A 14,771-nucleotide genomic window follows, 5' to 3' on the forward strand; every position below is an offset into this window, starting at 1 on the left:
ATCGAGGCCGTTGGTCGGCGGCGTTCTCGGCGGACGACGTACGGCGCTTTTCAGATCTTCCGCGATGTGAAACTACTTGTGTCGCAATAGAATCACATCTTCTTAGACATAACGTCCAAGAGAGGGCGGCTGTCGTAAAGTGCCCCGTACTCTCAGTCGCCCTACGCCTTCGGGCGAGGACGGGGTGGACGGGTTCTCCACGAAGGGATGCGTCGTGACCAGGGTTTCCAGGCTTGGTACCGCGGCGATGATCGTTCCGATCGCGGTGGCGTCCGCTCTGCTGGCGGGCGCCGCCCCGGCGGCGGCGGACGGCGAGATCCTGTCGCCCGCGAACGGTCAGGTGATCAAGGCGCCCGGCGCGGTGGCCGTGTCCGCCAAGACGGACTGGTACCAGGTCAAGATGTCCTTGTTCGTCGAGGGCCCCTCCGTGTCCCGGCAGGAGATCGCCTCCGGGGGAGCGAACCAGACGATCAGCGGATCGTTCGACCCGGGTGACGCCCCCAACGGCACCTTCACTGTGACCCTTCTCGGCGAGGTCACCCAAAAGACCTACGCCACCTCGACCTTCGTCCTCAGCCGTCCGCCGGAGGCTCCCTCCGGCGTCAAAGCACAACTGAAGAACGCCACGACGGTTCTCGTCAGCTGGGCGCGGGGCAGCGAGCCCGACCTCCAGAAGTACGAGATCACCTCGGCGAAGGCCGGGAAGTCCGGTTCCGTGGCTCTCGACTCCGCCTGCCCCGGCTCCTCCTGCCAGGCGAGCCTCACGCTCCCGGCCGCGATGGCCGGGCAGAAGGTGGACGTCAGCGTGCGGGCGGTGCGCGCGGACGGCGTCGGCGGCACCATCGCCTCTTCCCCCTCCGCCCTCGCGTACGTGACGGTTCCGGCGCCGAAGGCTTCGGCGAGCCCCTCTGCCACGCCGTCGCCGTCGAAGAGGAGTGATCACTCGGCGGTCACGTCACCTGCCGCGAAGACTCCGAAGACCCACCCCCCGACCACGCTGCCGAACCCGGAGCCCGAGCTGCCGAAGGACGCGGACAGCGAGCTCACCCTGCCGGAAGCGACCGGCGGAAGCGATCAGACGGAGCCGGTCCTGGTGCCCGAGCAGACCGAGGCGCCGAAGACGACCGCCCAGTCGTCCTTCCTGCCGCTCAGCGGCGGTCTCGGGTTCGGCGTCTACGTGGCGATCGCCGTCGTCCTGCTGCTCATCGGCGCAAATCTGGGGGCGTGGCTGCGCCGCAAGGGCGTGACCGGCGACACCGCGGGAGACGGAGAACCCGCCGATTCCCGGCCGAAGCCCGTCATCGGCAGATCCGGCGCCGGGACCGCGGATGCCGCGAACGCCGGTGGCGCCGTGACGGCCGGTGGCGCCGTGACGGCCGGCGGCGTCGCCACCGCGAAGAGCCGTGGAAACGCACCCGCCCGCCGTCCTGCCGTGATCCTGGCGACGCCGAAGAACCGCGGAGACCAACCGGAGGCGGAGGCCGACACCCAGTCAGACCTGGACGCGGTCCACGAGCCGGACACGAGCGACGAGATCACGCCGCCCGGGCAGCACCCCGCCACGTCCTCGGCCGAGGCCAAGCCGGAGCAGAAGCCGGAGAGGGGGCCGGAGCAGGAGACGGAGCACCGAAAGCCGGATGACGGGCGCGCGGCCCCCACTCGCGTACCGGTCGAGCAGGTCCCGCTGGTCCCGGCCGGAACGGTGGCGGCGGGCGCGATGGTGAGCGGGCAGTTTCCGGACCGGCCGCTGCGCCAGCCCGAGCCCGACGTGTGGACCGACGAGGACGACGATCCCTACTCCGGCCGCCACCGCGACTTCTGACCGCCGCCGGAGCCGTGAACATCAGGGGCCGAGGAGCACGTCGAGGAGGCGGATGGCGCCCGCCTTGTCGAGCGGTTCGTTGCCGTTGCCGCACTTCGGGGACTGGATGCAGGACGGGCAGCCGCGGTCGCACTCGCAGGAGGCGATCGCCTCACGCGTCGCCGTCAGCCACTCGGACGCCCGGGCGTACCCTCGCTCGGCGAACCCCGCGCCTCCGTCATGGCCGTCGTAGACGAAGACGGTGAGCAGGCCGGTGTCGGGGTGGAGCTCCGTGGACACGCCGCCGATGTCCCAGCGGTCGCAGGTCGCGAAGAGGGGGAGGAGACCGATGGCGGCGTGTTCGGCCGCGTGCGCGGCCCCGCCGAGATCCACCGCGTGCCCGGCCGGGGCACTCCCGGCGTCCGCCGAGCGTCCTGTGGACCGCCTCCCGGCGTCTGTCGGAGGCCCTGCGGACTGCCTCCCGGGGTCCGTCGGGTCTGCGGGCTGCCTCCCGGGGTCCGTCGGGCCTGCGGACTGCCTCCCGGGGTTCGCCGGAGGCCCTGCGGACCGCGTTCCGGCGTCCGCCGTACGCTTCGCTTCTCCGGGGTCCGCCGGTGCTCCGGGGTTCGCCGGGCGGCCTTCCCCGCGCAGGCCGGCGAGGGCGGGGTCGGGCAGTGTCCACCAGACCGCGCGGGTGCACAGCGTGCGGGGCGGGAGGTCGAGCGGCTCCTCCCCGAGCACCTCCCCGGTCTGGGTGCGGCGCTTCAGGTACGAGACGACCTGCCGGGTGACCTCCACGGACCCGAAGTGCAGGGTGCCGGGGCCGAGGTCCCTCGAACGCAGCGACTCGATCACCCGGATGTCGGTGACGTCCCGAGCGAAGGTCGCGTAATCCGGTTCCGCGGCGGTGACCAGGGCGACTCCGGCGTCGAGGTCGAGCGCGTCGACCACGAACGTCTCGCTCTGGTGCAGGTAGACGGCGCCCGGATGGACCATCGTGTGCGACGACGGCTCGTCGACCGTGCCCAGCAGGCGGCCCGTCGACGCCTCCACGACCTGGACCGGGGCGCCGCCCGAGCCCCGGATGTCCGCGAGATCGGCCGCGTTGTCCCGGCTCGTCCAGAACCAGCCGGCGGGCCTTCTGCGGAGCAGTCCCTGGTTCACGAGGTCGTCCAGCGCGTCCCGCGCCGAGGGGCCGAAGATCTCCAGGTCCTGCTCGCCGAGCGGGATCTCCGCGGCGGCGGCGCACAGGTGCGGAGCCAGCACGTACGGATTGTCCGGATCGAGGACGATGGCCTCCACCGGGCGCCCGAACACCGCCTCCGGATGGTGGACGATATAGGTGTCCAGGGGGTCGTCCCGGGCGATCAGGACCGCCAGCGCGTCCTGCCCGTCGCGCCCGGCCCGGCCCGCCTGCTGCCAGAGCGAGGCGCGCGTCCCCGGCCATCCCGCGATGAGCACCGCGTCGAGCCCGGACACGTCGACGCCGAGTTCGAGCGCGTTGGTGGTGGCCAGGCCGGTCAGCTCCCCCGACCGCAGGGCCTTCTCGAGCACCCGCCGGTCGTCGGCCAGGTAGCCCGCCCGGTAGGCCGCCACCCGGTCGGCCAGTCGCGCCCTCCGGCGGGAGGCCGCCGGGACGCTCGCCGCCTCCGCCGCCTCCGCCTCCGCTTCCGCCGCCTCCGCTTCCGCCGCTTCTGCTTCCGCCTCGGTCGCCTCCGCCTCAGCCGTGGCCGCGGCTTCGCCGGGCTCGTCCCGCATCGGGGACTCCCACGGATGGTCCTCCTCGCCGTACGGCGGATCGGCGTCGAGGACCGCCTCGACCTCCTCCAGCGTGTGCCGCGCGGACAGGGCCACGGCTTCGGCGGCGCGGCGGGAGCGGACGAAGGCGAGCGTGCGGACGTCCTCGATCACGAGGTCGGCCAGAAGGTCGGCGGCCTCGGCCGTGGCCGTACGGCGGACCGGGGCGCCGCTCTCCCCGCGTAGATCGGTCAGGGGCGGCTCCCACAGGGCGAAGGTGGTCGAACCCCTCGGCGACGCGTCCGTGGTCACCTCGGCCATCTCAAGGCCGGTCAGGCGCATTCCCGCGGCGGCGGGGTCGCTCGCGGTGGCCGACGCCAGCAGGAACACCGGGGACGCGCCGTATTTGGCCGAGACCCGGCGCAGCCGGCGCAGGATCTGGGCGACGTGCGAGCCGAAGACCCCCCGGTAGCCGTGGCACTCGTCCACCACCACCAGGCGCAGCCGTCGCCAGAAGGACGACCAGGACGCGTGCCTCGGCAGGATCGACCGGTGCAGCATGTCGGGATTGGTCAGTACGTAGTTGGCGTTCTGCCGGACCCACCGGCGCTCCTCCGGCGGGGTGTCCCCGTCGTACGTCGCGGCGCGCACCTGGGTCAGCCGTAACCTCCGCAACGACCTCAGCTGGTCGGCGGCGAGCGCCTTGGTGGGGGTGAGGTACAGCACGGTGCCGCCGGAGAAGATCTCCGCGACGGCCGGGACGACGTACGCGAGCGATTTTCCGGAGGCGGTACCTGTGGCAATGATCACGTTTTGGCCACGTTTAACCAGCTCGGCGGCGTGAAGCTGATGTTCCCACAGCCCTTCGACCCCCTGGAGGCCCAGTCGTGCGACCAGGAGATCGGGGGCCCAGTCGGGCCATCTTGCCTCACCCGCGTGACGTGCTGGAACATGCTCCACATGGGTTACGCGCCCCCGGCGTGCGGGAACCGCGAGCAGACGGGTGAGAAGGTCGCCTGTTCGGGCAGAGGACGAAGAAGTCGGAGTCACTGGTTTCCAGTTTGGCATCTGCGGGGAGAGTCGCCCGGAGTCGTGATTTCGTATAGACACGGAGTCGTAGCGTGGTTGAATGCCGCGCGTCGGGGTCGTGCTTCTGGACTACCAGGATGCAGGACCCGTATCGAGACCTACGCAAGTAAGGCGCTGGAGGATCTGTGGATCTGAAGTTGGACCACCATTCCGAGGACAATCTCACCATCGTGGATGTCGAGGGTGAGATCGACGTCTACACCGCGCCCAGACTGCGTGAGCTGCTGATCGACCTGGTCAACAAGGGCAACTTCCACCTGCTCGTCAACATGGAGAAGGTGGACTTCCTCGACTCGACGGGCCTTGGCGTGCTGGTCGGCGGGCTCAAGCGCGTGCGGGCGCATGACGGCTCCCTGGAGCTCGTCTGCACACAGGAGCGCATTCTGAAGATCTTCCGCATCACGGGCTTGACGAAGGTCTTCGGGATCTACGCCTCGGTCGAGGAGGCCAAGGAAGCCCACGGCCGGGACAAGTGACGGCCGGGGACCCAGCACCATGGCCACCGTCGAGCTGACGTTCACCGCCCTGCCCGCCCATGTGCGTACGGCCAGGCTGGTCGCCACGGCCATCGCCAGACGCACCGGGGTGGCGGAGGCGATCCTGGACGAGGTGCGGCTCGCCGTCGGAGAGGCGTGCTCGCGGGCTGTGGAGGCGCACCGCCTCCACTGCCCCGGGGAGCCCGTACGCATCGAGTTACGTGACGACGCGGGGCGTTTCGAGGTGACGGTCACCGACGCCGCTCCGGGCGACGACGTGATGCCTCAGGTCCTGGAGGCGAACGGCAGCCTCATGCCCGAGATCGACAATCTGGGCATCGCGGTCATCGCGGGGCTGGCGGACGACGTCGAGGTGCTGCCCGGGCCGAAGGGCATGCGCATCCGCATGAGCTGGCCCGCCTCCACCAACGGTCTCGCCGCCTTCTGACTCCCGCGTTCCGGCTCCGGCTCTCCGGCTCCGCGCGCCGACCACCGCACAGATCGAGTGTCGCCCCCCGGCGTGACACTCGATCTTTTGGTATGTCCGGGGGTCCCGCACCGTCCACGGAGCGCGTCGGCAGAGGTTAAGGTTGTCCGAAATCCAAAGCAAGGATGTGCCACAACCAGGAGAGCGGCACCGGACATGATCCTGACCGCGCTGGTCAAAGCACCTTCATAGTGGTGCAAATGTTGGCTCATCATCCGACGCTGCCCTGATTCCCGGGCGCGAGGGCCTTCATATCCGCGGCGTCGCTGCGTAGACTCCCGGCACCGGCCAAGGTATTGCGGATGCAACCGGAAGCGGCACTTGCCAACCGCCCGGATAGTGCGCCGCACGGCCAGAGGGTTCGTCCGTAGCGTCGTCCGGGCAGGAGGACCGAAACCCCGTCTGGCCGAGGAGGACGGATGTCTGCCTATCACGCCGCTGGCGAAAGCGCAGCGGTAGCTTTGAACGGTTCCCATCTCACCCTTGTGATCGTCGTCGCCGTCGTGGCGCTGCTCGCTCTGGCCGTCGCGGGCGGACTGGTACGCGAGGTGCTCGCCGCCGGGCAGGGCACCGAGCGGATGCAGAACATCGCGCGGGCGGTGCAGGAAGGCGCCGCGGCCTATCTCACGCGGCAGTTCCGGACGCTCGCGATATTCGTCGTCATCATTCCGTTCCTGCTTCTGCTGCTTCCGGCCGGCTCGACCGGTGAGCGGATCGGCCGATCGGTGTTCTTCGTCGTCGGCGCGGTGTTCTCCGCCCTGACGGGATTCATCGGCATGTGGCTCGCCGTACGCGGGAACGTCCGCGTCGCGTCCGCCGCCCGGGAGTCGGGCGAGCGGGTCGCGATGCGGATCGCCTTCCGCACCGGCGGCGTCGCGGGCATGTTCACGGTCGGCCTGGGCCTGCTGGGCGCCGCGATCGTCGTGCTCGTCTACAAGGGCGACGCCCCGAACGTCCTGGAGGGCTTCGGCTTCGGCGCCGCGCTGCTCGCGATGTTCATGCGGGTCGGCGGCGGCATCTTCACCAAGGCGGCCGACGTCGGCGCCGACCTGGTCGGAAAGGTCGAGCAGGGCATCCCCGAGGACGACCCGCGCAACGCGGCCACCATTGCCGACAACGTCGGCGACAACGTCGGCGACTGCGCCGGCATGGCGGCCGACCTGTTCGAGTCGTACGCCGTCACCCTGGTCGCCAGCCTGATCCTGGGCAGGGCCGCCTTCGGCACCGAGGGCCTGGTCTTCCCGCTGATCGTCCCCATGATCGGTGTGATCACCGCGGTCATCGGCATCTTCACCACCGCCCCCCGCGCCAGCGACCGCTCCGGGATGTCCGCCATCAACCGCGGCTTCTTCATCTCGGCCGCGATCTCGGCCGTGCTGGTGGCCGCGGCGGCGTTCGCGTACCTGCCGTCGAGCTTCGCCGGCCTGTCCGGCGCGTCGCCGGACGTCGCCGCGCTCACCGCCGACCCGCGGCTGATCGCCATCGGCGCGGTGCTCGTCGGCCTGGTCCTGGCCAGCGCCATCCAGATCCTCACGGGCTACTTCACCGAGACCAACCGCCGCCCGGTCCGGGAGATCGGCGAGAGCTCGCTCACCGGCCCGGCCACGGTCATCCTGTCCGGCATCTCGGTCGGCCTGGAGTCGGCGGTCTACTCGGCGCTGCTGATCGGCGGCGCGGTCTACGGCGCCTTCCTGCTCGGCTTCGGCAACGTGACCGTGGCGCTGTTCGCCGTGGCCCTCGCCGGCACCGGCCTGCTGACCACGGTCGGCGTGATCGTGTCCATGGACACCTTCGGCCCGGTCTCCGACAACGCGCAGGGCATCGCCGAGATGTCGGGCGACGTCGAGGGCGAGGGCGCCCGCGTGCTCACCTCCCTGGACGCGGTCGGCAACACCACCAAGGCCATCACCAAGGGCATCGCGATCGCGACCGCCGTGCTCGCGGCGACCGCGTTGTTCGGGTCGTTCCGTACGGCGGTCGAGGGCGAACTGGCCAAGGCGTCGGCGGGGGTGAAGAACGCCCTGGGCTCGTTCGCGGACTTCAGCCTCTCGGTGGACGCCCCGAACGTGCTGGTCGGTCTCATCGTCGGCGCGGCCGTGGTGTTCCTGTTCTCCGGTCTCGCGATCAGCGCCGTCGGCCGCGCCGCCGGCCGGGTCGTCTACGAGGTGCGCGAGCAGTTCCGCACCAAGCCGGGGATCATGGACGGCACCGAGCTGCCGGACTACGGCCGGGTGGTGGACATCTGCACCCGTGACTCGCTGCGTGAGCTCGCGACGCCCGGCCTGCTGGCCGTGCTGACCCCGATCGCGGTCGGCTTCGCGCTCGGGTACGCGCCGCTCGGCGCCTACCTCGCCGGCGCCATCGCGTCCGGCACGCTCATGGCGGTGTTCCTGGCCAACTCCGGCGGCGCCTGGGACAACGCCAAGAAGCTGGTCGAGGACGGCCACCACGGCGGCAAGGGCTCCGAGGCGCACGCCGCCACCGTCATCGGCGACACCGTCGGCGACCCCTTCAAGGACACCGCCGGCCCGGCCATCAACCCGCTGATCAAGGTGATGAACCTGGTCGCGCTGCTGATCGCCCCGGCCGTCGTCACGTACGCCGACAACGTGACCGTGCGTGTCGTCGCGACGGTCGCCGCGGTGGCGGTCGTCGTGGGCGCCGTGGTCGTCTCCAAGCGCCGGGCGACGACCATCGCCCCGTCCGGCGAGGCCGACGCGGCCGCCCGCGCGAGCGAGCCCGTCGCGCACTGACGGCCCGTACGCCGCGCTCGTCCGAAGGTCCCCTGCTTGGTCAAGCGGGGGACCTTCGTCCGTACACTGGGCCGTTATGGACAAGCCGAACGGGGGCAGGACGCTGGCGCTGATCCTGCTGACCATGGTGGCGATGCTCGCCCTGATCGTGGGCCTCGCCGTCTGGGCGATGCCGTGAGCGACGCGGTGAGCGAAGCCGCGAGCGATGCCCTGGGTGATGCCGTGAGTGTCCGCACGCTGGTCGTGGTCCGGCACGCCCAGGCGGGCCACGCGCCCGGTCTCGCCGACAGCGAACGTCCCCTCACCCCCAGGGGCGAGCGGGACGCCCGGGCGGCCGGCGAGGAGATCCGGCGGCTCGCCCCCGCCCTCGTGCTGTGCTCGCCCTCGGTCCGCACCCGCAGGACGGCCGAACTGCTCGCGCCCGGCGTCCCGGCCGAGATCGAGCGGGACATCTACGAGGCCTTCCCCGACGACCTGCTCGACGTGCTGCGCCGTACGGACGCCGAGATCGCGTCTCTCGTGCTCGTCGGCCACAACCCGGGCGTCCACGAACTGGTCATGGCGCTGACCGGCGCCCGGCTCGACGGCTTCCCGACCTGCGCGTACGCGGTGATCGAGCTCGGCGTGCCGTGGGAGGAGGCCGGGCCGGAGACGGGACGGCTGATCCGCGTCGGCCGCCCCTGAAGCGGAGCGGCCCCGGCCCTGAAGCGGAGCGGCCCCGGCCCTGAAGCGGAGCGGCCCCGGCCCTGAAGCGGAGCGGCTCCGGCCCGCCCCGAGGTGATAACGGTCGCGGATCGCGGGTAGGGACCTGCTCCTGCCGCTCCGGGACATCGCCTTCGCCAGGGCGCCGAGGCCGGAGGATCCGCGCCTCGCGCTCGGCTTCGGGCTGTCCGGAGCCTGCTGCCTGGTGGTCCCGTTGCTCGTGGGCCTGCTCACCGGCCATCCGGCCGGGGGCGCGACGGTCGGGCTCGGCGCGTGGCTGGTGGCGGCGCGGGCCATCGTGAACCCCGCTGGCGTACGGACGCCGTACCTGTTCGGGGTGGTGGTCTCGGTCGGCGTGGGAACGTCGCTCGGGGTCCTGGTGTCGGGCAGCAGCTGGATGATGATCGGCGCTGCCTCGGCCCTGGCCGGGCTCGGCGGGCTGGTGCGGCCGATCGGCGTCACACCGGCGCTCACGCTGCTGCTGACGGCCGCGAACCCGCTGCCGCTCGATCCCCTGCCGCACACGGGCCTGCAACTGCTCGGCGGGCTGCTGCCGGCCGTCCTGCTCACCCTGCCCTGGCCGTGGCAGCGTACCCGACCGGCCATCACGGCGCTGAACGAGGTGGCCGCCGCACTGGCCGCACTGGCAGAGGCGGTGCCCGGCCCGGGGACAGGTCCGGTGACCAGCCCCGCCACTGGCCCCTCCGTCGGCCCCGCAGCCAACGCCAACGCCGCCGCCAACGCCGCCGCCGACGCCGCCGACGCCGCTGCCGACGCCGCGGGCCGCGACGCGGGGACCGACGGGCGCCCGGACGCACGCCCGGACGCACGCCCGGACGCGGACCCCGCCGCTGAACGGAACGAGGGCCAGGACGAGGGCCGGAACGAGGGCCGGAACGAGGGCCGGGACGAGAGTCGGGACGAGTGGGACGCGCGCCGCCGGGCGGCGGCGGACGCGCTCGCCGAGGTCGGCACGGCCCGGGCCCGGCGGCTGCGCGGCGAACGATCACGGGCGGCGGACGACGTCGCGCTCGCGCTCCGCCGGGTGTTCCACGAGATCGTCGCGCTACGCGGCCTGTGTGACACGCTGCGACGCCGGGCCCCCCGCGCGGTGGAGGAGGCCGGGATCGGCGACCTGACCGCGTCGCTCGCCGACGCGCTGCGGGCCTACCTGGCCGACTGCCCTCCGCTGCGGGAACCGGTGGTCGACTTCGGCGCCCGGGTCGACCGGTTGCGCGAGCGGACAGCCGGCGGGGAGCGGGAGAAGGTCGTGCTCGTCCTGCTGCGTCAGGTCGCCCACAGCGTGGGGCGGATCCAGGCGGCGCTGGACGGGTCCGCCGCGCAGGCCCGCCGCCTCTGCGCGCCCAGGTTCGACGTCACAGGGCTCGACATCGGCGGGCTCGACCCCGCCGCGCTCGGCTTCGGCGGGCTCGCCGCGCCCCCGCCGCTCGCCTTCGACGACCCCCGGGTGCGGCACGCCCTGCGCGTCGTCCTCGGCACGGCTTTCGCCTCGGTGGTCATCGTGCTCTTCAAGCCGGCGTTCCCGCACTGGTTGGTGATCGCGGTGCTGGTCACCATCCAGCCGACGTACGGCGAGACGCGGGCGAGGGTGTGGGCGCGGGTGGGCGGCAGCACGGTCGGCGGGCTCGTCTCGGCCGCCGTGCTCAACCTCACGCCCGGCCACTGGGCGCTCGTGGCGCTGATCGGGGTGTCGGCCGCGCTGGCGTTCGGCCTGGCCCCGACCCACCAGGCCTACTGGGCGACGTTCATGACGATGTGCGTGTTGCTGCTGCTCGACTTCCAGGTGCCGCAGACGGCGCGGATCGCCGAGTCACGGGTCGTCCTCACCCTCGCGGGCGGGGCCATCGCGATCGCCTGCACGCGGTTGCTGTGGCCACGCGGCGAGACACAGCGGCTCGCCGACCGGGTGGGCCGGATGCTCGGCTCCCACGCGGCGGCCGCCCGCGCGCTGGCCCAGCTGGCGCGGGGGAGGACGGCCGCCGAACGGGCCGAGGACCGGATCAGGAGGGCCGGGGTGGACGCCGAGATGGTCACCGGCGCGCTCGGCTACATCGCGAGGGAACCGGGCGGCACCGCCCCTGAGGCCGTCGGAGGGGCCATCGACGCCGCCCAGCGGGTCCGCGACGACCTGCTGACGATGGTCTCGCTGCTCCGGGACGAGCCGATCGGGGCGGGGCCGGTCGCCGACGTGCTGGACGCCGTGGCCGGGCAGCTCCAGGCCGCCTCCCAGGCCGTGGAGGCGGGGGAGCCGTACGAGCCGGGCGAGGGCGTGAGCCGCGGGCTGGCCGACGACGCGATGTGGGTCGGCGCGCAGGCCGAGCGCCGGCTCGCCGAGCTCGAGTCGGCTCCGGAGGCCGCCGGATCGCGCCGCGCGCTCCTGCGGACCGCCGCCGCCGACCAGGCCCTGCGCTCGCTGGACGCCGACGCCGTACGGCTCTGCGCCGCGGCGGGCGGCGCCTTCGCGGCCGTACGGTGAGGGGCGTCAGGTGGTGGTGGGCGGCATGCCGTCCTCGGCGTCGGCCGCCTCCACCTCCTCGCGGGAGATGCCGAGGAGATAGAGGATCGAGTCGAGGTACGGCACGTTGACCGCGGTGTCGGCGGCCTGTCGGACGATCGGCTTGGCGTTGAACGCGATGCCGAGCCCGGCGACGGCGAACATGTCGAGGTCGTTGGCGCCGTCGCCGATCGCCACGGTCTGGCTCAGCGGGATGCCCGCCTCGGCGGCGAACCGCTCCAGCGCGCGGGCCTTGCCCGGCCGGTCGACGATCTCGCCGACGACCCGGCCGGTGAGCCGGCCGTCCACCACCTCCAGCGTGTTGGCGGCCGAATAGTCGATGCCGAGGTCCGCCACGAGAGAGTCGGTGATCTGGGTGAAGCCGCCGCTGACGATCGCGAAGCGGTAGTCGAGCCGCTTGAGCGTGCGGACCAGCGTGCGCGCGCCGGGGGTGAGGACGACCTCCTTGACGACCTTCTCGAAGACCTCCTCGGACAGGCCTTCGAGCAGCGCGACCCGCCTGACCAGCGACTCGGCGAAGTCGAGCTCGCCCCGCATCGCCTCGTCGGTCACCCGGGCGACCTCGTCCAGGCAGCCGGCGTGCCGGGCCAGCAGCTCGATGACCTCGTTCTGGATCAGCGTCGAGTCGACGTCCATCACGATGAGCCGCTTGGCGCGGCGGTGCAGCCCGGTGCGCTGGACGGCCACGTCCACCTGCTGGGCGGCCGCCTCGGCGGCGAGCTCGGCCCGCAGCGCCTGCGGGTCCGCCCCCGAGACCGCGAGCTCGATGCAGGTGACGGGATAGCTCGACAGCCGTTCGATCCTGTCGATGTTGGCGCCGCTGGCGGCGATCCGCCCGGAGATCCCCGCCATCGCGGCGGGCAGCAGCGGCGCGCCCAGGACGGTGACGTGCAGGCGTCCGCGCCGTCTCTTCTCCTTGGAGGTCGTGCCGGTGGCGATCTCCAGGTCCATGTCGAGATCGGCGGCCACCTGCTCGACGGCGGTCCACAGCCCGCCGATGGTGCCTCCGGTGCCGGTGGGTGGCCCTCCGGCGTAGGCGACGAGAACGCCAAGGGTCAGACGGCCGCGGATGACGACCTGCTCCACGTCGGCCACGACGACCGGGAACCCGGCCAGTACGGCGAAAAGCCGGGAGGTGACGCCCGGGCGATCCGGACCGGTCAGCGTGATCAGGAGCGTGCGCTGGTTCACGTTGTTTGAGGTTACTGTGCGGCTTGTCGTGGCCGCGCACGAGGTTCACGATGCGGACGCCTTCGTGCCCCCGGCCTGAGGGAGCGGCGTCATTTCCGCATGTCGTCATGGTGGTGGGCGCTTGCCCCGAGGAAGGACGTGACGACCTATGACGATCTCCCTTGGCCCCGGGCCCCTCCAGCCCGGCTCTCTGCGGACCGGCCCCCACACAAGCACTCACGAAGGCCCTCACGAAGGCCCTCACGAAGGCCCTCACGATGGCCCCCGCAAGGGCCGCGACACCGGCCGCTACACCGTGCGCCTCGCCGAGAGCGCCGCCGACGTCCGCGCCGCCCAGCGGCTGCGCCACGAGGTCTTCGCCGTCGAGATGGGCGCCCGGCTCGACTCGCCGCTGAACGGTCACGACGCGGACCGGTTCGACGCGTACTGCGACCATCTCCTCGTCCGCGAGGGGGACACCGTGGTCGGCACCTACCGCCTGCTGCCGCCCGGCCGCTCGGACCGGCTCTACTCGGAGACCGAGTTCGACCTCGGCGCGCTGAAGGGCCTGCGCGGCGGCCTGGTCGAGGCGGGGCGCACCTGCGTGCATCCCGAGCACCGCGGCGGGGCGGTCGTCGCGCTGATGTGGGCGGGGATCGCCCGCTATCTCGCCGACCACGGCCACACCTGGCTGGCGGGCTGCTGCTCGGTGCCGCTGGACGACGGCGGCGTGGTCGCCGCGGGGGTGGTCGACCGGGTGTCACTCGGGCCGGAGGAGTATCGGGTCACCCCGCGTACGCCCTGGCGCGACGCCGGGGTGCCCCGGACCGACCGGTTCGTGCTGCCGCCGCTGCTGCGCGGATATCTGCGGCTCGGCGCCTGGATCTGCGGAGCGCCCGCGTACGACCCGGATTTCGGCACGGCGGACTTCTTCGTGCTGCTCTCGCTGGCCGAGACCGACCCGCGCTACCTGCGGCACTTCCTGGGAGAGACCCGGTGAGCGCGGTCACGCCCCTGCCGCCGGCCCCCTCGTCGCCCCCTTCGGGGGCCCTTGAGCGCTCGGTCTGGCTGCCCGTGTCGTCCTGCGCGCCCGCCGCGTGTGTGCGGGCGCAGACGCGTACGGCCGGGCCGCTGCGGCGGGCTGCCCGGCTCGCGGGCGCGCTCGCCGTCCTCGCCGCCGGTCTGCCGGTCGCGCTCGTGATCGGCCGTACGGCCCGGCGGGGAACGGCGGTGGCCCGCTGGTCGCGCCTGTTCCTGCGGGCCCTCGGCATCAGGGTGGTGACCCGCCGCGGGTTCTCCTGCCTCGGAGGGTCCGCCCGGGCGCGGGCCGTACCCGACGACGACGGCCCGGCCCTGCTCGTGGGCAACCATGTCTCCTGGCTCGATCCCCTGGTGATGGCCGCGACCCTCCCCTGCCGTCCGCTGGCCAAGGCGGAGGTGGCCAGGTGGCCGGTGGTCCGCACCCTGGCCACCGGCGGCGGCGCGCTGTTCGTCGACAGGGACGCGTTGTCCACCCTGCCGCGGGTTGTCGCGGACATGGCCGCCGCGCTGGGCCGCGGCGAGAGCGTCGCGGCGTTCCCGGAGGGCACCACCTGGTGCGGCCGGGAGATGGGGCGTTTCCGCCCGGCCGTCTTCCAGGCCGCGCTCGACGCGGGAGTGCCCGTACGGCCGGTCGCGCTGCGCTTCGTGGAAGGCAGGGGCGAGTGCGCCACGCCGTCCACCCGGCCCTCGTTCGTCGGCGACGACACCTTGGTCGCCTCGCTCCTGCGCATCGTCGCGACCCGCGATCTGGTCGCGGAGGTGACCGTCTTCCCCGGCGTACGCCTGGAGCGGACGGCCCCGCTCGGCCTCCATCCGGCGGACGCGCGCGCCGAGGGGCAGGGCGAATGGTCCCGGCGGGGCGCGGCGCGAGCGGCGCTCGCCAGGATCGCCGAGGCCCAGGTCAGAACGGCACTCCTGCCCGAATCCGGCAGACCCGCCCTGGCCGCCTGATCCCGCCTCGCGCTCCGACTATCTGGTG

Annotated in this window: 10 protein-coding genes; 8 read left to right on the forward strand and 2 right to left on the reverse strand. The window is 72.7% G+C overall.

What is annotated here, in order from left to right; genetic code table 11:
* The first annotated feature begins 247 nt into the window (after positions 1-247).
* Positions 248-1,822: a fibronectin type III domain-containing protein gene (locus Mam01_RS13740; protein ID WP_204285735.1), complete on the forward strand. Its 1,575-nt coding sequence runs from the start codon at positions 248-250 to the stop codon at positions 1,820-1,822.
* 21 nt (positions 1,823-1,843) lie between these two features.
* On the opposite strand, the gene Mam01_RS13750 is transcribed toward Mam01_RS13740, so the two are convergent.
* Positions 1,844-4,498 (reverse strand): DEAD/DEAH box helicase, encoded by a 2,655-nt coding sequence (locus Mam01_RS13750; protein WP_507762928.1) that lies wholly within the window; start codon positions 4,496-4,498, stop codon positions 1,844-1,846.
* A gap of 254 nt (positions 4,499-4,752) precedes the next feature.
* Here Mam01_RS13750 and Mam01_RS13755 point away from each other — a divergent pair, with 254 nt between their 5' ends.
* The 5 genes from Mam01_RS13755 to Mam01_RS13775 all read left to right on the forward strand — a co-directional run bounded on the left by Mam01_RS13755 (position 4,753) and on the right by Mam01_RS13775 (position 11,542).
* A complete protein-coding gene (locus Mam01_RS13755) occupies positions 4,753-5,103 on the forward strand; it encodes an STAS domain-containing protein (RefSeq protein WP_030506779.1) in 351 nt (116 codons plus the stop codon).
* Between the two features lie 19 nt (positions 5,104-5,122).
* On the forward strand, positions 5,123-5,551 hold the full coding sequence (locus Mam01_RS13760) for an ATP-binding protein (protein WP_150935716.1): 429 nt from the start codon (positions 5,123-5,125) through the stop codon (positions 5,549-5,551).
* A 458-nt stretch (positions 5,552-6,009) separates the two neighbouring features.
* The gene (locus tag Mam01_RS13765; RefSeq protein ID WP_204285736.1) at positions 6,010-8,343 is read left to right on the forward strand and encodes a sodium-translocating pyrophosphatase; all 2,334 of its coding nucleotides are present in this window, start codon (positions 6,010-6,012) and stop codon (positions 8,341-8,343) included.
* A 222-nt stretch (positions 8,344-8,565) separates the two neighbouring features.
* A complete protein-coding gene (locus Mam01_RS13770) occupies positions 8,566-9,027 on the forward strand; it encodes a SixA phosphatase family protein (protein ID WP_239101289.1) in 462 nt (153 codons plus the stop codon).
* Between the two features lie 223 nt (positions 9,028-9,250).
* The gene (locus tag Mam01_RS13775) at positions 9,251-11,542 is read left to right on the forward strand and encodes an FUSC family protein (RefSeq protein ID WP_204285737.1); all 2,292 of its coding nucleotides are present in this window, start codon (positions 9,251-9,253) and stop codon (positions 11,540-11,542) included.
* A 6-nt stretch (positions 11,543-11,548) separates the two neighbouring features.
* Here Mam01_RS13775 and serB read toward each other — a convergent pair whose 3' ends face one another.
* Positions 11,549-12,772, reverse strand: a complete 1,224-nt coding sequence (serB, locus tag Mam01_RS13780; protein ID WP_204285738.1) for a phosphoserine phosphatase SerB — start codon at positions 12,770-12,772, stop codon at positions 11,549-11,551.
* 295 nt (positions 12,773-13,067) lie between these two features.
* Here serB and Mam01_RS13785 point away from each other — a divergent pair, with 295 nt between their 5' ends.
* Positions 13,068-13,751, forward strand: coding sequence for a GNAT family N-acetyltransferase (locus Mam01_RS13785; protein ID WP_239101290.1), 684 nt, complete (start codon positions 13,068-13,070; stop codon positions 13,749-13,751).
* Positions 13,748-14,743 carry a lysophospholipid acyltransferase family protein gene (locus Mam01_RS13790; RefSeq protein WP_204285740.1) on the forward strand — a complete coding sequence of 332 codons (996 nt, stop codon included), beginning with the start codon at positions 13,748-13,750 and terminating at the stop codon, positions 14,741-14,743. Before Mam01_RS13785 ends, Mam01_RS13790 begins: the two co-directional genes overlap by 4 nt.
* The last annotated feature ends 28 nt before the right edge of the window (positions 14,744-14,771 follow it).

Origin of the sequence: Microbispora amethystogenes, from assembly GCF_016863015.1 — a bacterium.
Lineage (GTDB): Bacteria > Actinomycetota > Actinomycetes > Streptosporangiales > Streptosporangiaceae > Microbispora > Microbispora amethystogenes.